Annotated in this window: 16 protein-coding genes; 9 read left to right on the top strand and 7 right to left on the bottom strand. The window is 58.6% G+C overall.

Going from position 1 to position 18499, the window contains the following annotated elements; genetic code table 11:
* Positions 1 to 116: 116 nt before the first annotated feature.
* Entirely contained in the window at positions 117 to 3605 is a 3489-nt protein-coding gene (gene carB, locus FB593_RS13980; RefSeq protein WP_026330773.1) for a carbamoyl-phosphate synthase large subunit, read from the top strand.
* An 83-nt stretch (positions 3606 to 3688) separates the two neighbouring features.
* Here the strand turns inward: carB and FB593_RS13975 are convergent, their stop codons facing one another.
* The 3 genes from FB593_RS13975 to FB593_RS13965 all read right to left on the bottom strand — a co-directional run bounded on the left by FB593_RS13975 (position 3689) and on the right by FB593_RS13965 (position 7658).
* Positions 3689 to 4828, bottom strand: coding sequence for a GGDEF domain-containing protein (locus tag FB593_RS13975; protein WP_026330772.1), 1140 nt, complete (start codon positions 4826 to 4828; stop codon positions 3689 to 3691).
* Between the two features lie 152 nt (positions 4829 to 4980).
* Positions 4981 to 6426 carry a UdgX family uracil-DNA binding protein gene (locus FB593_RS13970; protein WP_145166687.1) on the bottom strand — a complete coding sequence of 482 codons (1446 nt, stop codon included), beginning with the start codon at positions 6424 to 6426 and terminating at the stop codon, positions 4981 to 4983.
* The gene (locus FB593_RS13965) at positions 6426 to 7658 is read right to left on the bottom strand and encodes a putative DNA modification/repair radical SAM protein (RefSeq protein ID WP_065702322.1); all 1233 of its coding nucleotides are present in this window, start codon (positions 7656 to 7658) and stop codon (positions 6426 to 6428) included. The genes FB593_RS13970 and FB593_RS13965 overlap by 1 nt, the downstream gene beginning before the upstream one ends.
* A gap of 221 nt (positions 7659 to 7879) precedes the next feature.
* Between FB593_RS13965 and greA the strand changes: the two genes are divergently transcribed.
* Together greA and FB593_RS13955 are read left to right on the top strand one after the other, a co-directional pair.
* Positions 7880 to 8356: a transcription elongation factor GreA gene (greA, locus tag FB593_RS13960; protein WP_003513396.1), complete on the top strand. Its 477-nt coding sequence runs from the start codon at positions 7880 to 7882 to the stop codon at positions 8354 to 8356.
* Between the two features lie 91 nt (positions 8357 to 8447).
* Positions 8448 to 9503 (top strand): glycosyltransferase family 4 protein, encoded by a 1056-nt coding sequence (locus FB593_RS13955; protein WP_112752082.1) that lies wholly within the window; start codon positions 8448 to 8450, stop codon positions 9501 to 9503.
* Between the two features lie 31 nt (positions 9504 to 9534).
* On the opposite strand, the gene FB593_RS13950 is transcribed toward FB593_RS13955, so the two are convergent.
* On the bottom strand, positions 9535 to 10002 hold the full coding sequence (locus tag FB593_RS13950; RefSeq protein WP_003513401.1) for an Lrp/AsnC family transcriptional regulator: 468 nt from the start codon (positions 10000 to 10002) through the stop codon (positions 9535 to 9537).
* A 254-nt stretch (positions 10003 to 10256) separates the two neighbouring features.
* Here FB593_RS13950 and trxB point away from each other — a divergent pair, with 254 nt between their 5' ends.
* The 4 genes from trxB to FB593_RS13930 all read left to right on the top strand — a co-directional run bounded on the left by trxB (position 10257) and on the right by FB593_RS13930 (position 14282).
* Positions 10257 to 11231, top strand: coding sequence for a thioredoxin-disulfide reductase (gene trxB / locus FB593_RS13945; protein WP_112752081.1), 975 nt, complete (start codon positions 10257 to 10259; stop codon positions 11229 to 11231).
* A gap of 24 nt (positions 11232 to 11255) precedes the next feature.
* Positions 11256 to 12152, top strand: coding sequence for a LysR family transcriptional regulator VtlR (locus FB593_RS13940; protein ID WP_003513405.1), 897 nt, complete (start codon positions 11256 to 11258; stop codon positions 12150 to 12152).
* A 599-nt stretch (positions 12153 to 12751) separates the two neighbouring features.
* Positions 12752 to 13042, top strand: coding sequence for an ArsR/SmtB family transcription factor (locus FB593_RS13935; RefSeq protein ID WP_003513408.1), 291 nt, complete (start codon positions 12752 to 12754; stop codon positions 13040 to 13042).
* Between the two features lie 127 nt (positions 13043 to 13169).
* The gene (locus tag FB593_RS13930) at positions 13170 to 14282 is read left to right on the top strand and encodes an alkene reductase (protein WP_003513410.1); all 1113 of its coding nucleotides are present in this window, start codon (positions 13170 to 13172) and stop codon (positions 14280 to 14282) included.
* Positions 14283 to 14338: 56 nt separating this feature from the next.
* Here the strand turns inward: FB593_RS13930 and FB593_RS13925 are convergent, their stop codons facing one another.
* Positions 14339 to 14728 carry a DUF6220 domain-containing protein gene (locus FB593_RS13925; protein ID WP_025594112.1) on the bottom strand — a complete coding sequence of 130 codons (390 nt, stop codon included), beginning with the start codon at positions 14726 to 14728 and terminating at the stop codon, positions 14339 to 14341.
* Positions 14728 to 15765: an NAD-dependent epimerase/dehydratase family protein gene (locus FB593_RS13920; RefSeq protein WP_113472939.1), complete on the bottom strand. Its 1038-nt coding sequence runs from the start codon at positions 15763 to 15765 to the stop codon at positions 14728 to 14730. The genes FB593_RS13925 and FB593_RS13920 overlap by 1 nt, the downstream gene beginning before the upstream one ends.
* A 63-nt stretch (positions 15766 to 15828) precedes the next feature.
* Here FB593_RS13920 and FB593_RS13915 point away from each other — a divergent pair, with 63 nt between their 5' ends.
* Positions 15829 to 16800, top strand: coding sequence for a LysR family transcriptional regulator (locus tag FB593_RS13915; RefSeq protein ID WP_186447920.1), 972 nt, complete (start codon positions 15829 to 15831; stop codon positions 16798 to 16800).
* A gap of 109 nt (positions 16801 to 16909) precedes the next feature.
* Here the strand turns inward: FB593_RS13915 and FB593_RS13910 are convergent, their stop codons facing one another.
* Entirely contained in the window at positions 16910 to 17176 is a 267-nt protein-coding gene (locus FB593_RS13910) for a DUF2188 domain-containing protein (protein WP_003513427.1), read from the bottom strand.
* A 197-nt stretch (positions 17177 to 17373) separates the two neighbouring features.
* Here FB593_RS13910 and FB593_RS13900 point away from each other — a divergent pair, with 197 nt between their 5' ends.
* Positions 17374 to 18480 (top strand): calcium:proton antiporter, encoded by a 1107-nt coding sequence (locus FB593_RS13900; RefSeq protein WP_145166686.1) that lies wholly within the window; start codon positions 17374 to 17376, stop codon positions 18478 to 18480.
* Positions 18481 to 18499: the final 19 nt, after the last annotated feature.

The raw sequence follows: 18499 nt of genomic DNA, 5'->3' as shown, positions 1-18499 counted from the left end.
AAAAACATTTGCCTATAAGCCGCTTCTAGCCTGAAAACTTTGAATTGCGCGCCCCGGCCGGTGATCTTTCACCCTGGCTGGTGTTTTGCGCAACCAAAACGCGGAACGAGAGAGCCATGCCGAAGCGCCAAGATATCAAGTCCATCCTCATCATTGGCGCAGGACCGATCGTGATCGGCCAAGCATGTGAATTCGACTATTCCGGCACCCAGGCCTGCAAGGCGCTGAAGGAAGAGGGTTACCGGGTCATTCTGGTCAACTCCAACCCGGCCACCATCATGACCGATCCGGGCCTCGCCGACGCAACCTATGTCGAGCCGATCACCCCGGAAGTCGTCGCCAAGATCATCGCCAAGGAACGTCCGGACGCGCTGCTTCCCACCATGGGCGGCCAGACCGCGCTCAACACCGCGCTGTCCCTAAAGCGCATGGGCGTTCTCGACCGCTACAATGTGGAAATGATCGGCGCCAAGCCCGAAGCCATCGACATGGCCGAAGACCGCGCCCTCTTCCGCGAGGCCATGGCTCGCATCGGCCTCGAAACGCCGAAGTCCATGCTGGCCAACGCCACTGAAATCAAGGACGCCGACCGCAAGAAGCACGAAGCTGCCCGCGCCGAACTCAAGGCGAAGCTTTCCGGTGCGGAACTGGACAAGGCGCTGGACGATCTGGAAAACCAGTGGAACCTTGGCGAGACCGACCGCAAGCAGCGTTACATGGCGCATGCGATTGCAATCGCCGCCCAGGCGATCGACCATGTCGGCCTGCCCGCCATCATCCGCCCGTCCTTCACGCTCGGCGGCACTGGCGGCGGCATTGCCTATAATCGCTCCGAATTCTTCGACATCGTCTCGGGCGGCCTCGACGCTTCGCCGACCACCGAGGTGCTGGTCGAAGAATCGGTTCTCGGCTGGAAGGAATATGAGATGGAAGTGGTCCGCGACACCGCGGACAATTGCATCATCATCTGCTCCATCGAAAACATCGATCCGATGGGCGTCCACACCGGCGATTCCATCACCGTTGCGCCAGCGCTGACGCTGACCGACAAGGAATACCAGATCATGCGCAACGCCTCGATTGCGGTGCTGCGTGAGATCGGCGTGGAAACCGGCGGCTCGAACGTGCAGTTCGCCGTCAACCCGAAAGACGGCCGCCTCGTCGTCATCGAAATGAACCCGCGCGTTTCGCGCTCGTCCGCTCTCGCCTCCAAGGCAACCGGCTTCCCGATCGCCAAGATCGCCGCCAAGCTCGCCATCGGCTATACGCTCGACGAGCTGGAAAACGATATCACCGGCGGCGCGACGCCTGCCTCGTTCGAACCGTCGATCGACTACGTCGTCACCAAGATCCCGCGTTTCGCCTTCGAGAAGTTCCCGGGCGCCTCGCCGATCCTCACCACGGCCATGAAGTCCGTCGGTGAAGTCATGGCCATCGGCCGCACCTTCGCAGAATCGCTGCAGAAGGCGCTGCGCGGCATGGAAACCGGCCTCACCGGTCTCGATGAAATCGAAATCCCCGGCTTCGAAGAGGGCGAAGGCTCCAAGAACGCCATCCGCGCCGCCATAGGCACACCGACGCCGGATCGCCTGCGCATGGTCGCCCAGGCGCTGCGCATGGGAATGACGGAACAGGAAGTCCACGAAAACTCGAAGATCGACCCTTGGTTCATCGCCCAGTTCAAGGCAATTGTGGACATGGAAGCCCGTGTCCGTGAGCAAGGCCTGCCGCAGGACGCAGAGAACCTGCGCATGCTCAAAGCCATGGGCTTTTCCGACGCCCGCCTGGCAATTCTGACGGGCAAGCGCCCGAAGGAGGTGGCCGAACTGCGCAACAGCCTCAATGTTCGCCCGGTCTTCAAGCGCATCGATACCTGCGCGGCAGAATTCGCCTCACCCACCGCCTACATGTATTCGACCTATGAAATCCCCTTCGTCGGCGCCGCCCGCTCTGAAGCGCAGGTTTCCGACCGCAAGAAGGTCGTCATCCTCGGCGGCGGTCCGAACCGTATCGGCCAGGGCATCGAGTTCGACTATTGCTGCTGCCATGCTGCCTTCGCGCTGAAGGATGCAGGCTTCGAAGCGATCATGATCAACTGCAACCCGGAAACGGTTTCGACCGACTACGACACTTCCGACCGCCTCTATTTCGAACCGCTGACGGCCGAAGACGTGATCGAGATCATGCGCGCCGAACAGGAAAAGGGCGAGTTGGTCGGCGTCATCGTGCAGTTCGGCGGCCAGACGCCGCTGAAGCTGGCCGAAGCGCTGGAAAAGAACGGTATTCCGATCCTCGGCACCGCGCCTGACATGATCGACCTTGCCGAAGACCGCGACCGCTTCCAGAAGCTTCTGATGAAGCTCGACCTCGCCCAGCCGAACAACGGCATCGCCTATTCGGTTGAACAGGCGCGCCTCGTCGCTTCGGAAATCGGCTTCCCGCTGGTCGTGCGTCCTTCCTATGTTCTGGGTGGCCGCGCCATGCAGATCATCCATTCGGAAGGCCAGCTCCAGACCTATCTGCTCGACACGGTTCCGGGCCTCGTGCCAGAGGACATCAAGCAGCGTTACCCGAACGACAAGACCGGCCAGATCAACACCCTGCTCGGCAAGAACCCGCTTCTGTTCGACAGCTACCTGACCAACGCCGTCGAAGTCGACGTCGATGCACTGTGCGACGGCGAAAACGTCTTCGTGTCGGGCATCATGGAGCACATCGAAGAAGCCGGTATCCACTCGGGCGACTCGGCCTGCTCGCTGCCGTCCCGTTCGCTGAGCAAGGAAACCCTCGACGAGCTGGAACGCCAGACGACGGCGCTTGCAAAGGCGCTCAACGTCGGTGGCCTGATGAACGTTCAGTACGCGATCAAGGACGGCACGATCTACGTTCTCGAAGTCAACCCGCGCGCCTCGCGCACGGTGCCCTTCGTTGCAAAAACCATCGGTGCGCCGATCGCCAAGATCGCTGCCCGCGTCATGGCCGGCGAAAAGCTTGATGCGGCGATTGCCGCTTACGGCAAGAAACCCGACCCGCGCAACCTGAAGCACATCGCCGTCAAGGAAGCCGTTTTCCCGTTCGCCCGCTTCCCCGGCGTCGACATTCTGCTCGGACCGGAAATGCGCTCGACCGGCGAAGTTATCGGCCTCGACACCGATTTCGCACTCGCCTTCGCCAAGAGCCAGCTCGGCGCCGGCGTCGACCTGCCGCGCTCCGGCACCGTCTTCGTCTCGGTGCGCGACGACGACAAGGACCGCGTATTGCCCGCAATCCGTATTCTGGTCGAGAGCGGCTTCAGGGTACTGGCAACCGGCGGCACCCAGCGTTTCCTTGCTGAACAGGGCATCAACGCCGAGAAGATCAACAAGGTGCAGGAAGGTCGTCCGCATATCGAAGACGCCATCCGCAACCGGCAGGTCCAGCTGGTCATCAACACCACCGACAGCAACAAGGCGATTTCCGACTCGAAGTCGCTGCGCCGCGCAACGCTGATGCAGAAGGTGCCCTACTACACGACGATGGCCGGTGCGGAAGCAGCAGCCCTTGCCATCAAGGCGCTTAAGGCCGGCAATCTGGAAGTGAAGCCCTTGCAGAGCTACTTCCTGTAAAATCAGCCGACAACGAAGATCATGGAAACGCCGCGGGTCATGCCTGCGGCGTTTTGCATTGTCTCACAAAAAGCTCAAAAGCCTCACGCCGCCAGGGCTTCGCGCACGCAATTGCGCCCATCCGTCTTGGCGCGGTAAAGGGCGCGGTCCGCCATTTCCGCCAGGGTCTGAAGATCGCAGCGTGCATCTCCGCTGGTTGCGACGCCAATGCTGATCGTCACACCGACACGCAAACCGCCGCAATCGACTTCGGTTATCGCAATCGCATCGCGAATGCGTTCTCCGATCATGCAAGCCTTTTGAACACCGGCACCCGGCAGGAAGATGATGAACTCCTCGCCACCGTAACGCGCCAGCACGTCACCACCGCGTATGCTGCCGCCGATACGCTTCGCCACTTCCTGAAGAACGCTGTCGCCGACGGCGTGGCCGAAGCGGTCGTTGATTGATTTGAAGTGGTCGATATCGAGCAGCATCGCCGCATCGTTGGGACCCGGCACCGCCGGCATGGCCTGGAAGAAAAAACGACGGTTCTTGACGCCCGTCAAAGGATCGGTGTTGGCGAGAACCAGCAATTTGCGCTCTGACCGCTCGGCTACCAGCATCATCACGAACAGCGCAATGGCGAAGTTCAACATGATGATCAAGAAAAACGCATTGACCAGATCGATGGCGGCGTATTGGGGCAAAAGCACGCTCTTTGCCACCGACAACGAAATCAGGCCGGAAATACCCGCAATCGCGCCCAACGCGAAGCGGGACAGGAGTGGCTCCTTGCGCCACCGCGCAAAAAGCCCGCCCGCTCCCGCAAGATAGGCCACAGCCGCACAACCGTTGAACAGGGCCGCACGATAAGCGTTATTGTCAGCCACCTGCTGTGCAAGGACAATTGCCAGCAAGGCAATCAAACAGACAGCTGATACTGTCCCCCTGCTGGCAGCACGTCCATCGCTCACGATTTTCAGGCCAAGCCAGATCAGCGCATAACCCACGATACCGAAGACGATGCTGCCGAATTGCCACAAGGCCGGAGACATTATTCCCCATTCGCCGTACCCAGCGAGCGTGGAGCCGGCAGCCATGGCTGCGAAGCCTGCTGCAAGAGCTGTCGGGCCGTGCAAACCACGATTTGTGAGCTTCAGATATATAAAACTCAGCATTCCAACAATGTAAGAACACTTTTGCATCAGTATCACTGTTGCAAGATCTAGTTCGCCGAGCATCATACATCCACGCAATGAATAAATATAAATATCTGAATTATGGTATCAAGTATAAAATTTCAATAAAAATAACCAATAAACAAAAATTTAATCATATCGATGAAGATATCGATGATCATCCAATATAGCATAGCAACACACAAAACAGTCTATTAGAATAATCTTATAAAATCAATTTCATTCCTGAAATTCTGCATTTCCGCCTCCTTCTGCTGCGAGTCGGGAAGGCGAAGAAGATAGGAAGGGTGCACCGTGACAAAAAGCGTCCGCTCCTCCTGCATCGGTATCGGGCGACCCCGAACCTCGGAGACCTTTTCCTTTCCGCCTGTCAGCGCATAAAGCGCAGTTGCACCCATGGCAACGATAAGCTTCGGCCGTACCAGCTCGATTTCCTTGTTAAGCCACCAGCGGCATTGCTGCACCTCGCCCGCATCCGGTCGCTGGTGGATGCGCCGCTTGCCGCGAGCCTCGTATTTGAAGTGTTTGACGGCGTTGGTGACATAAAGCTTTTTGCGGTCAATACCGGCTTCAACCAACGTCCGGTCGAACAACTGACCAGCGGGACCGACGAAAGGTTTTCCGGCAAGATCCTCGTGATCTCCCGGCTGTTCCCCGACGATCATCACTTTCGCATCTTCAGGTCCCATGCCGAATACTGTCTGCGTTGCCTTGCAATGCAGGGCGCAGCGCGTGCATTGGCCAGCCTCCCGCGCCAATGAAGCGAGCGTACCGTCCGGCGCCGGTGGCGGCTCTTCACGCGCCGAGGCCGCGGCCTGCAGGCGGTGATGGAATGGTTGCGGCTGGCTCGCAGCCTTTGCCGCCATCTCCAGCACCCGCGCCTCGGCACCGAGAACGAGACCTGGAATAAGCTCGGCTTCCGGCAAATTTTTCCAGTATTTCTTTGGCATCTCTGCCGTCATCGCTTTTATCTTCAGACGCGCCGGATTGAATATATTGGCATAATAAGTTCGCCACAGCTCGTCCGTTTCATCCGTCAGCTCAGGCTTGGAAGCGGCCTGCCGCAATGTCTCCAGCACGTTTCCGTCCCACCGCGCGGAGCCGTTCGGTGTCGCGATCAGCCAGTCCATATCCGTGAACCGCCGCTGGAAAAACGGGGCCGTGCGCTCGACGATGAAGTGATCCGGCTCGAACCATGCAACGAAGCGCCGCCGCCCGCCCTGCCCCTGCAGCAAGGATAATTCCTTGAAGCGAACAAAGGCCGTCATCTTGTGACAATCGCGGCGGACCGATTTTTCAAGCTGCCGGGCTTCGGAAACATCCGCATCGGACTTGAACTGCAACAGGGCGCGATCCCGCTTCAGCCGCCACAGCAACCGGTAAAGCAGTGCGAAACGACCCGGATCGCTATGACAGATAATCGCTTGCGCCAACGTCACGAAGGAGGCTGGAACGGACACCTGCACGTCATCCGCACGGGCCGCCGGCAAAGGCTCTCCGGCAAAATCGAGAAGCCCGCCTTTCTCATCCCGCAACCGCCAGTCAATCGCCTCCGGCGGCACATTGGCGGCGAGAGCCGCGCGCGCCGCATCACGCCACTCGCCGAAATCGCCCCGCCCTTCCAGAACCGGGCCGTACATCACAGCAGCGATAATTGTTCGGGCTGCGGAGCAAACATCGCTCGCAAATCCGGCCGTTCGGTCAGCTTGCCCGGCGTCCAGCCGTCGGCAACGATGAAGGCCTTCACCTTTTTCAGGGAAACGCCGAAGCGGGCGATATCCTCCAGCCGCAATCGGCGAAACCGGCGTGAAGACAGGATCGAGGCGACCGTCTTGGTACCGAAGCCGGGCACGCGCAGCAATATTTCGCGATCCGCCACGTTCACGTCCACTGGAAAACGGTCGCGATTTTTCAGCGCCCAGGCAAGCTTTGGATCTATATCTAGATCGAGCATTCCGTTACCGCCGATCGCGGTTATTTCACCAATGTCGAACCCATAAAAACGATAAAGCCAGTCGGCCTGATAAAGCCTGTGTTCCCGCATCAAAGGCGGCTTGATGAGCGGCAGGTTCTTCGACGAATCCGGAATGGGGCTGAAAGCCGAATAATAGACGCGCCGCAAACCATAGCTGCCATAAAGCCGGGCGCTGGTGGACAGAATGGTGCTGTCATCAGCCCCATCCGCCCCAACGATCATCTGCGTGCTCTGTCCGGCAGGCGCAAAACGTTTGGTCTTTCGCGTCCTGACAGTCGGCTCCCCCGCCTCCTCGATCTTCAGGCGGATATCAGCCATCGAGCGGCGAATATTGGCGGGCTGCTTTTCCGGCGCAAAACGGCTGACGCCGCTATCAGTCGGCAATTCGATGTTGATCGACAGCCGGTCGGCGTAAAGCCCCGCTTCCTCAATAAGCTTTGGCGATGCTTCGGGAATGGATTTCAGATGGATGTAGCCGCGAAAGCCATGCGTGACGCGCAGTTCCCGCGCCACCCGCACCATCTCTTCCATCGTATGATCGGAAGAGCGGATAATGCCGGAAGAGAGAAACAGCCCCTCGATATAGTTGCGCCGATAGAACTCCAGCGTCAGCCACACCACCTCCTCGGCAGTAAACCGCGCCCGCTCGACATTGCTCGAAGAACGATTGATGCAATAGGCGCAATCATAGATACAGAAATTGGTGAGCAAAATCTTCAGGAGCGAAATGCAGCGCCCGTCCGGCGCATAGGCATGGCATATGCCCGACCCCTCCGTGGAGCCAAGTCCGCCGGATGCAGCAGAGCTGCGTTTCGTCGTGCCGCTGGAGGCACAGGACGCATCGTATTTGGCCGCATCGGAAAGAATGGCTAGCCGTTGCCTGATTGACTTCTTCATGGTTATGTTCACTATATGTTCTATTGAAAAATGTCAATCTCATCTGTTAAAGCCCTGAACGAATGCAAGAAAATGCCCGTCTCAAATTTGCTGGCATTTCGTTGTCGTCTTCTGATATAGTCGGCTTAGTTATGATTTTGGCATGGTTCCGGAGTTCCCCTCCGGAACCTGTTTCTTTTTGTGTCTGCAAGTAAAGCGACAGGACTGCGAAGGATAAAAAAATGGTAGAAAAAGTACCGATGACGCACGGTGGATTCATCAAGCTGCAGGAGGAGCTGCGCTTTCGCCAGCAGGAGGAGCGTCCCCGTATCATCGAGGCAATTGCGGAGGCGCGCGCCCATGGCGACCTTTCGGAAAATGCCGAATACCACGCTGCCAAGGAAGCCCAGAGCCATAACGAAGGCCGCATCACTGAACTCGAAGACTTGACCGCACGCGCGGAAGTCATCGACCTTTCCAAGATGTCCGGTTCCAAGATCAAGTTCGGCGCCACCGTCAAGCTTATCGACGAGGATAGCGACGAGGAGAGAATCTATCAGATCGTTGGCGACCAGGAAGCCGATGTGAAGGCTGGACGCATTTCCATTTCCTCGCCCATCGCCCGCGCCCTCATCGGCAAGGAAGTCGGTGACAGCATCGAAGTCAACGCACCGGGCGGCGCCAAGGGTTACGAGATTCTCGCCGTACAGTGGGGCTGATCTGCCCTTTCATGCAATGCGCCCCTCGGGCGCATTGCATTGATATCCTGAACTGAACATCCTGCCTTAGCCGCAAAGACGGAAGCCCATCTTGTCCCACGCCAGTCTGAAAGATGTGCAGGTGCTTGCGCCGAACTTCAAGCGCAGGCTCTCCGGCGTTACCTCCACCATCGTGCAGCTTATTCCGGTACAAAACCGGCTGGGTCAGAAAGTGGGCGTCATCGGCCCGGGCCTGCCGCAGCATCTGCCACATGTTCGCTTCCGTGATCTGTGGCGGCTCTGGCAAAACGGCCCGCTCAGCGGTCCGCGCATATGGCACGCCCGCCGCAATCTCGAAATGTTGCCGGGCATTCTCATGCGTGACGTGCTGCGCATGAAGGTGAAGCTGATGTTCACCTCGGCGGCGCAAAGGCGACATTCCGCCTATACCCGCTTTCTGATTTCAAAAATGGATGCGGTCGTCGCGACAAGCGGCCGCTCAGGCTCGTTTCTGGAAGTACCACACAGCGTCGTCATGCATGGCGTCGATACCGAGCTGTTTCATCCCGCAACCGGCCCGGAGGATACGATCGCTTCGACCGGCCTGCCGGGGCAATTTCTCATCGGATGTTTCGGACGGGTGCGCCACCAGAAGGGAACAGACCTTTTCGTGCGCGCCATGATCGAACTTCTGCCCGACTATCCCGAATGGACGGCCGTCATCTCCGGCCGCGTGACCGCAGAGCACAAGGCCTTCGCCGACAAGCTCATGGCCGATGTCGCAGCAGCCGGTCTTGCGGACCGCATAGCGTTTCAGGGCGAGGTGGACGACATCAAGCCCTGGTATCGGCGGCTAACCCTCTATGTCGCACCGTCACGCAACGAGGGCTTTGGCCTGACACCACTGGAAGCAATGGCTTCCGAGACGGCTGTCGTTGCCAGCAATGCCGGCGCTTATGAGGAAATGATCGTCAAGGGCGAGACCGGCATGGTCGTTGAGGCCGGCGACTACGCGTCCCTGCGGGATGCCATTAAAACCTATCTTGCCGATCCTGCTCTCGCCAGGGACCATGCCCGTGCCGGACTTTCGCATGTGCGCACTGCATTTCCGCTGGAAAAAGAGGCGACGAGCCTCGGCACGATCTATGACGCGTTGCGGCGCGGGTAAGCGCCGGCGCAATCACTCAAAGGTCCGCCGATCAAATTTCCACCAGACCGACGCGCTTGACCTGACGGATGGTGAGCATGGTGCGCACGGTGTCGACGTTTTCGTCCGCTGTCAGAACCTCGATGACGAAATCCTGAAACTCGGTCAGGTTTCTGGCGATGCAATGCAGAAGGAAATCGCTTTCGCCGGATACCATCCAGGCCTGGCGCACCAGCGACCATCCGGCCGTCGCCGCTGCAAAGGCTTTCAGATTGCTGTCCGACTGGCGTTTGAGGCCGACCATGCAGAAGGCAACCAGATCGAAACCGAGCTTCGGCGCGTTCAACATGGCGTGATAACCCTCGATCACGTCGGCTTCTTCCAGCTTGCGGACGCGCCTGAGGCACGGCGGCGCGGAAATACCGACCCGTTCGGCCAGCTCCACGTTGGTCATGCGCCCGTCGCGCTGCAATTCGCGCAGGATTTTCAGATCGATGGCATCGAGTTCGACGCTGGTCACGGAGAGGTTCCTCGTTAAGCCGGAGAACTTCCTTGTACTACCAGGCGCAGGATTCGCAACAATATGCCGCCGGCCGGTCACAAAATTGCGCGCGCATCCACAACTGCCTTGTTGGTAACGCAAGGCTGCCCTTGAATAAAGGCACTAGACAACCTTAAATACCGGGCAACGAAGGGGTTGCGGCCTGTCCACCGTGCTGCGGCTGGAATGTTCTGCTGCCGAAAGGCCCCGCTACTTTAAAAAGGATTGTTTCCATGTCTGCCCGCCACACCAAGGTATTGATCATTGGCTCTGGTCCCGCCGGTTATACCGCGGCGATCTACGCGGCCCGCGCAATGCTGAAACCCGTGCTGATTGCCGGCATGGAACAGGGTGGCCAGCTGATGATCACCACCGATGTCGAAAACTATCCGGGCTTTGCCGATCCGATCCAGGGCCCCTGGCTGATGGACCAGATGCTGAAGCAGGCGACGCATGTGGGTGCGGAAATCGTCAGCGACCTCGTGACCGAAGTCGAAACCAACACGCGCCCCTTCGTGGTCAAGACCGATTCCGGTCAGGTCTGGACCGCCGACACGCTGATCATCGCAACAGGCGCAAAGGCCAAGTGGCTCGGCATCGAGAGTGAGCAGCACTTTCAGGGCTTTGGCGTTTCCGCCTGCGCCACCTGCGACGGTTTCTTCTATCGCAACAAGGATGTGATCGTGGTCGGCGGCGGCAACTCTGCCGTGGAGGAAGCGCTCTATCTCGCCCATATCGCCAAGTCCGTAACCGTCGTGCACCGCCGCGACAGTTTCCGCTCGGAGAAAATCCTTCAGGAACGGCTCTTCGCCAAGGAAAACGTCAAGATCCTGTGGAACACGGAAATCGCCGAAATCACCGGCGCTCCCGCCAAGCCGCCAATCCCACCCTCTGTTTCGGGTGTGCGACTGCGTGACACCAAGACCGGTGTGATCAGCGATACGCCCATCGACGGCGTCTTCGTCGCCATCGGCCACGCGCCGGCCGTCGAACTGTTCAAGGGCAAGGTGAAGCTCAAGGACAATGGCTACATGTGGACCGCGCCCGATTCCACCGCTACCGACGTGGAAGGTATTTTCGCCGCCGGCGACGTTACCGATGACATATACCGTCAGGCCATCACCGCCGCCGGTATGGGCTGTATGGCCGCCCTCGAAGCAGAACGGTACCTCACCGCGCAGCAGCCGCTTGCGGTAGCAGCCGAATAACCGAAAGGCAGGATAGGCATGGCAATGCCATTGGACTGGGATAAACTGCGCATTTTTCATGCCGCAGCCGAAGCGGGGTCTTTTACCCACGCTGCCGACAAGCTGCATTTGTCCCAGTCGGCCATCAGCCGCCAGGTCAGCGCGCTGGAACAGGATGTTGGCGTGAAGCTGTTTCACCGCCACGCCAGAGGTCTTATCCTCACCGAGCAGGGCGAACTGCTGTATCGCACCGCCCATGACGTGTTGCTAAAGCTCGAAACCGTCAAGATGCAACTGACCGAAACGACGGAGAAGCCGAGCGGCAAGCTGCGCGTGACGACGACGGTTGGTCTCGGCCAGGGCTGGCTCACGGACAAGGTGCAGGAATTCCTGCAGCTCTATCCGGAAATGTCGATCCAGCTGATCCTCGACAATGAGGAGCTGGATGTGAACATGCGCCACGCCGATTGCGCCATCCGCCTGCGCCAGCCGCAACAGTCCGACCTTATCCAGCGCAAGCTGTTCACGGTGCACATGCACGTATATGCGGCGCCGTCCTACATCAACCGCCACGGCGAGCCGCAGTCGATCGAGGATCTGGACAACCACCGCATCATCTCCTTCGGCGAACCGGCACCCAACTATCTGCTTGATGTCAACTGGCTGGAAAATGCGGGACGCTCGTCGGACAACACCCGCATTCCGCATCTTCAGATCAACAGCCAGACCTCGATCAAGCGCGCCTGCCTGCTGGGAATAGGTATCGCCTGTTTGCCGGATTACATCGTCGGGCGCGATCCGGGATTGATTCAGTTGTCGCTTGCCGCCGATATTCCCTCGTTCGACACCTACTTCTGTTACCCGGACGAGATGAAAAACGCTGCAAAACTGAAAGCCTTCCGCGACTTCGTCGTTGCCAAGGCACGGAACTGGAACTTCTGACGTTTAAATAGGCCAGCGCCACAAAATATCATACTAATTCATGGGGTTGGCCGTCCCAAGATGGCGGCGCGCCAGACGCGCCGCACTTCAGCTTTGCACATAAATTATACCGGAAATATCCAGACCTGCATCGTACGCATGCCTGACCTGCACAAAAAAGAGTTGTTTCGTGCACAAAAAAGCACCATATCGCTCTCAGTTGATGCACACGGTGGCTTTTCCTCCCAGTTCCACCGCATCAGCTGTTCCCCTCTGGAGGTTTTTGACCTTCACACTTAAAGGGCCCTGGATTTATCCGGCGGCCCTCTTTTTTTTACCCGCAAGAATTTTCTCCAATTTGGCGAAATATCGCATGATGCAACCTTGTTTTGCATTCTTGCCACTCCCATATTTCAATCAGCTGTCACGCCTGCCTATGCACGCGACAGCTGTTCCCCTCTGGAGGTTTTAACCTTCAAACTCATTGGCCGCGGAGAAATCCGGCGGCCATTTTTTTGCGCGCTGTTCTCGGCTCGGGTGACTACCTCACAGAGACGTGAATTGTATATCGAAAACTATCGATATAAATATCGGGCATGTCAGATATTAGAGAAACGCAGATGAACCCGGAGGAAATCCTCAAAGCCCTTTCACACCCCGCAAGGCTGAAGTTCCTCGAGTGGCTGAAGAGCCCTGAAAGTCACTTCTGTCAGGACCATCCGCTCAGCATGGGCGTATGCGCCAATCAGTTCCAGATCAGCGGCCTGTCGCAATCGACGGTCTCCTCACATCTGGCGGTTTTGCAGGCAGCAGGCCTGATAAGGTCAAAGAAAGTCGGGCAATGGGTGTTTTTCGAACGCAACGAGGAAACCATCGACGCCTTCCGCAATTATCTGCAAGCCAATCTTTGAGCCTCCCAAGCTTATAAGACCGGGGCGTCGGACCGGAAACTGCAAGGCGGTTTTCTCTCTGATGCCCATACATTAGGAAAGCGCGCCAGCCGCGCAATTTCGCCAACCGACCAGAAAGTGAAGTCGCATGACAAGTCTTTTCGAACCGGCACAGGCCGGCGATATCGCACTCGCCAACCGTATCGTCATGGCTCCCCTCACCCGCAACCGCTCGCCGGGGGCAATTCCCAATAATCTCAACGCCACCTATTACGAGCAGCGCGCAACAGCCGGGCTGATCGTGACCGAAGGCACGCCGATTTCCCAGCAAGGTCAGGGTTACGCGGATGTTCCGGGCCTCTACAAGAAGGAAGCGGTTGAGGGCTGGAAAAAGATCACGGATGGCGTGCATGTCGCCGGCGGCAAGATCGTCGCGCAGATTTGGCACGTGGGACGCATTTCCCACACCTCGCTCCAGCCGCATGGCGGACAGCCGGTCGCCCCTTCCGCGATTATCGCCAAGTCCAAGACCTATATCATCAATGATGACGGCACCGGCGCGTTTGCGGAAACCTCCGAGCCACGCGCACTGACTATCGACGATATCGGTCTTATCCTTGAAGATTACCGGACCGGCGCGCGCGCCGCACTTGAGGCTGGTTTCGACGGTGTCGAAATCCATGCCGCCAACGGTTATCTGATCGAGCAGTTCCTGAAATCCAGCACCAACCAGCGCACCGACGAATATGGCGGCTCGATCGAAAACCGCGCCCGCTTCCTCCTGGAAGTCGTGGATGCGGTTGCAGAAGAGATTGGCGCAGGCCGCACCGGCATTCGCCTGTCACCCGTCACACCCGCCAACGACATTTTCGAGGCCGACCCGCAGCCACTCTATAATTACGTTGCGGAAGAACTCGGCAAACGCAATCTCGCCTTCATCCATGTTGTTGAAGGTGCGACCGGTGGTCCGCGCGACTTCAAGCAGGGCGACAAGCCCTTCGATTACGCAGCCTTCAAGGCCGCCTATCGCAATGCGGGCGGCAAGGGCCTGTGGATCGCCAACAATGGCTACGACCGTGAGAGCGCCATCGAGGCGGTGGAAAGCGGCAAGGTTGATGCCGTGGCCTTCGGCAAGGCCTTCATCGCCAACCCGGATCTGGTGCGCCGTCTCAAGGACAACGCGCCGCTGAACGAGCCGAACCAGCCGACCTTCTATGGTGGCGGGGCTGAAGGCTATACCGACTACCCGGCTCTTGGCTGATCAGTGCTAAACTTGAAACGCCGCACCGCTCCACAGCGGTGCGGCGTTTTGCCGTTTCAGGACAGGCCTCGCGCCTGCCGCGCAGCAAAGTCTGAAAATGCGCCCATTACGAAGGCGTTGGCCACATGCAGCGCCTGCAGAAAGCCACTGCCCGTTTCCCGACCGATGCTCATCAACGCCACCTGAAGGCAGTAGAGAGCGAGCAGCACGAGCGCGCGCCCAAGGTTTGGCCGGAGGTCATCATGACGAAGGGCGAGCACGACTAGAGATACAATGGGAACGGCGATCAGCATGCCAAGCCCTTTGTGAACCACAAGCAGCGATCCGTCATAATAGATCGACAGCCCGGCCAGCAGCACCTGCGCGAAAATCAACACCGGCACGCCTGCCGAAATCACGGCGAACATACGGCGCCGCCGGGAAAATCCATTAGCCACTGTAACCATCACACCCTACCCCCGGCATCGGTCGCATGATGAAGGCCCGCCGGTTGCTGCACCTCGGCGAGACACCCAAGGCTCGCCAGTGTTTCCGATACTGCCGCATCGATCGGCGTTCGCGGTTCCGCGCCGAGGAATTCGACAAGCTTGCGGTTGCTCATCCGGATCGGCATCTGCCAGAGATATTTCATTTCCATGACTTCGCGGAACAGGGGAACGAACGGTGCAGCCAGCCCGATGGCTAACCACGAAAGCCGCCGCATCTTGACCGGATGGCCGACGGCCCGCTCGATTGCCCCAACCAGTTGCAGCCCGTCGAAATCCCAGACACCCTCCATGTGGTAGACGGCAAACGTCTGAAGCTCGTCCGAGCGATCGAGCAGCCGTCCGATTATCTCCGCAACATCCGGCAGATAGGCCCATTGATGCCCGGCATTCGGTACTGCTGGATTCTGAACACTGCGAACCGGCTTGCCCGGTCGCACCAGCATCTGCGAAAACCAGTTGTTCTTCGCGTCAGGACCAAAGAAATCACCGGTGCGGACGATCAGGACCGGCACGCCGCGCATCGACGCCATTTTCAAACGCCGCTCCATTTCAACGCGCAAGCCGCCCTTGCGGGTGAAAGGCTTTTGCGGACTGTCCTCCGTCAGAAGCGGAAAGGCATCCGGGCCAAAATTATAGATGCTGCCTGGAAACACGATCCTTGCCCCGCAGGCCTCGGCAGCGGCAATGGTATTGTCGAGCATCGGCAGCACTTGGCTGTCCCAGTTGCGATATCCCGGAGGATTGACCGCATGGACGATGAGCCCGGCGCCTTTTGCCGCCTTCACCACATCCTCCCGGTTCATGGCATCGCCAATCACGCGCTCGATGCCATCGACGGCATCAACTGGTGCCGATCGGCGAGTCATCGCCCGCACCCGCCAGCCGCGCTGCAACAACATCTTTGAGACATGGCTGCCGACGCCACCATTCGCCCCAACAATCAGCGCCAGAGGCCGGTTATTCTCTGCTGTATTTGCGTGGATTTCATATATCATTGCCATTACTCCTTCTTCTGGGCTGGAGTATTGGGCCATCAGGCGATATACGAAATTGTCCAAATGAGTGGAGCCGCTATACAAAATATTATAATCAGAAGCCGCGATGTCAGCTGGGATTTTTACCGCACCTTCCTCAGCGTGCTGCGCGACGGCTCGCTTTCCGCCGCCGCCCGCGAACTCGGCATTACCCAACCGACAGCTGGGCGCCATATCGGAGCGCTGGAAGAGGCCATCGGCTTTCCGCTGTTCATCCGCTCGCCGCACGGGCTGATGCCGACGGAAGCGGCGCTGGCGCTCCGGCCATATGCGGAAAATCTGGCGGCGACGGCCGCCGCCCTTATGCGGGCGGCCTCCGGCGAGGTCGGCAAGATCGAAGGAACCGTGCGTATCAGCGCATCGGATATCATCGGCGTTGAAATGCTGCCGCCGATCATCGCTGCCATGCAGGAGATTCACCCCCGGCTTGAAATAGAACTTTCACTCTCCGACACGCTGGAAGACCTTTTGCGGCGCGAGGCTGATATCGCCATCCGCATGACCGAACCGCAGCAGGATGCCATCGTCATGCGCTATATCGGCAATTTCCGTCTGGGATTTCATGCCACACGCGACTATCTGGCAAGAGCCGGCATCCCGAAAAACATGGAAGAACTGAACAACCACCGTATGATCGGTTTCGACCGCAAGACGCCTTTCATCAGGGCGGCGATCCAGCGCATGCGCTCGCTCGATCCGGAAATACCCGATATCGAAGAAATTTCCTTCGAAATTCGCGCCGACAGCAACCTCGCCCAGCTTGCCATGATCCGCGCCAGCGCGGGCATCGGCGTCTGTCAGATCGGCCTGGCGCGCAAGGATCCGCGGCTTGTCCAGGTCCTTCCGAAAACCGACATCCCGCTGCACGCATGGGTCGCGATGCATGAAAATCTCAAGACCTCGCCGCGATGCCGTGCCGTGTTCAGCGCCCTTGTCGACGGCCTGAAGGCCCACCTGAAGGAAACCGATCCGGGCGCCCCGCCGCAACGACGCTAGCGCCATTACAGCATCGATGACGCGCGGCCTTGCGCCCGCAAATCCGCAAGACATACCGGCGAAGCATGGAGCGTGATGCTGTTCTCACCGGAAATGTTGACGCACTCCATCAAAACGGTCTGGCCGGCGGTGAAATCTTGTCGACCACTTCCGCCTCCGGCCGGTCGCCGCCCTGGCTATATTCCTCATGCCACTGGCCGCGTTCGTCCTGATAGCTGATTTCCTCATCATCGCCGCCCACCTGCTGTTCGGCAGCAACGATGCGCGCGGCCTCGACCGCATCGGCATAGGTAGGAAATGTTTCGGAATAAGCGCCGTTCATGCGGTAGGCGAAGCCACCGTCATGTTCCACGACTTCATATACCACTTTTGTCATGCATGTTCCTCCTGTTTCAGTAGGCGACATCGCAACCACAACCGCGCTTCAAGCATTGCACCCAACGGGGGACAACACGGCATGAGCAGCATGTCCTTGACCGTACTACTATCCTACCAAAAGCACTCAAGCGCAAATCCTGCTTGATCTTAACGACGATACGTCACAGCCTCACACTCTCAGGGGAAGGGAAATCGATGGCGGGTTCTATTTTAAAGCAGGAGCGCATGTTGCTGCTGGCAATACCGGTGGCAGCCGTCGCCTATATGGCCGAACATGCGATATTCGAGGCCGGCAAAACGGCGTCGCTGATTGCCGCGATCGCCCTGATCGGGATGATCGTTCTGGTGTCGATGCGGGTTGCCCACCACGCCGAAATCCTCGCCGCCAAGGTCGGAGACCCCTATGGCACAATGATCCTGACGCTGTCTGCCGTGGCGGTGGAAGTGTTGATCCTTGCCATCATCATGAGCGAATCCAATTCGCCGACGCTCGTGCGTGACACGATCTATTCCGCCGTGATGATCGACATCAACGGCATTCTGGGACTGGCCGCCCTGCTGGGAGGCCTTCGCCACGGCGAGCAGCCCTACAATGACGATTCAGGCAAGACGTACGGCGTCATGATCCTGACTGCCATGGGCATCTCGATGATCGTGCCGGAATTCATCCCCAAGGAAAGCTGGCACGTCTATTCCGCCTTCACCATCGTCGCAATGATCGCGCTTTATGCGCTGTTCCTGAAAATGCAGGTTGGTCCGCACAGCTATTTCTTCAGCTACGCCTATCCCCGCAAGGCTCATCCCAGCGGTCATCCATCCGGCGATCACACGGAGGACGAGGATGAGGGCAGCGTGTCCCTCTCCATCGGTCTCATCATCGCGGGCGTCGTGCTGATCGGCGTGCTGGCGGAATTCATGGCGGCCTTCCTAAGCCAGAGCCTCGAGGGCACAAGCGCGCCACCGGCACTGATGGCCGTCGTGGTCGCGACGATCTCCGCATCACCGGAAATCCTGACCGCGCTCAGGTCCGCATTGCGCAACCGCATGCAGGCTGTGGTCAATATCGCCATGGGCGCATCGCTTTCGACGGTCATCCTCACCGTCCCTGTGATGGAGGGCATCGCACTCTACACCGGTCAGCCGTTCATCATGGCGATGACGCCGGTTCAGACGGTCATGGTCTTCATCACCCTCATCGTCGCCGCCATCAACCTCAATGACGGTGAAACCAACGCGATCGAGGGAATGACGCATTTCATCCTCTTCGCCACCTTCATCATGCTGTTGTTTCTCGGGCTTTAGCCGCAACAAAAAAAGCCCG

This window comes from Rhizobium sp. SJZ105 (assembly GCF_007828365.1).
GTDB classification, from domain to species: Bacteria; Pseudomonadota; Alphaproteobacteria; order Rhizobiales; family Rhizobiaceae; genus Agrobacterium; species Agrobacterium tumefaciens.
This window is presented reverse-complemented; position numbering and strand designations above follow the sequence as displayed.

Bases quoted from the DNA above. Each gene is read 5' to 3' on its own strand.
- carB (WP_026330773.1), top strand. From the start codon at position 117: ATGCCGAAGCGCCAAGATATCAAGTCCATCCTCATCATTGGCGCAGGA.
- FB593_RS13975 (WP_026330772.1), bottom strand. From the start codon at position 4,828: ATGCTCGGCGAACTAGATCTTGCAACAGTGATACTGATGCAAAAGTGT.
- FB593_RS13970 (WP_145166687.1), bottom strand. From the start codon at position 6,426: ATGTACGGCCCGGTTCTGGAAGGGCGGGGCGATTTCGGCGAGTGGCGT.
- FB593_RS13965 (WP_065702322.1), bottom strand. From the start codon at position 7,658: ATGAAGAAGTCAATCAGGCAACGGCTAGCCATTCTTTCCGATGCGGCC.
- greA (WP_003513396.1), top strand. From the start codon at position 7,880: ATGGTAGAAAAAGTACCGATGACGCACGGTGGATTCATCAAGCTGCAG.
- trxB (WP_112752081.1), top strand. From the start codon at position 10,257: ATGTCTGCCCGCCACACCAAGGTATTGATCATTGGCTCTGGTCCCGCC.
- FB593_RS13940 (WP_003513405.1), top strand. From the start codon at position 11,256: ATGCCATTGGACTGGGATAAACTGCGCATTTTTCATGCCGCAGCCGAA.
- FB593_RS13935 (WP_003513408.1), top strand. From the start codon at position 12,752: ATGAACCCGGAGGAAATCCTCAAAGCCCTTTCACACCCCGCAAGGCTG.
- FB593_RS13930 (WP_003513410.1), top strand. From the start codon at position 13,170: ATGACAAGTCTTTTCGAACCGGCACAGGCCGGCGATATCGCACTCGCC.
- FB593_RS13925 (WP_025594112.1), bottom strand. From the start codon at position 14,728: ATGGTTACAGTGGCTAATGGATTTTCCCGGCGGCGCCGTATGTTCGCC.
- FB593_RS13920 (WP_113472939.1), bottom strand. From the start codon at position 15,765: ATGATATATGAAATCCACGCAAATACAGCAGAGAATAACCGGCCTCTG.
- FB593_RS13915 (WP_186447920.1), top strand. From the start codon at position 15,829: ATGAGTGGAGCCGCTATACAAAATATTATAATCAGAAGCCGCGATGTC.
- FB593_RS13910 (WP_003513427.1), bottom strand. From the start codon at position 17,176: ATGACAAAAGTGGTATATGAAGTCGTGGAACATGACGGTGGCTTCGCC.
- FB593_RS13900 (WP_145166686.1), top strand. From the start codon at position 17,374: ATGGCGGGTTCTATTTTAAAGCAGGAGCGCATGTTGCTGCTGGCAATA.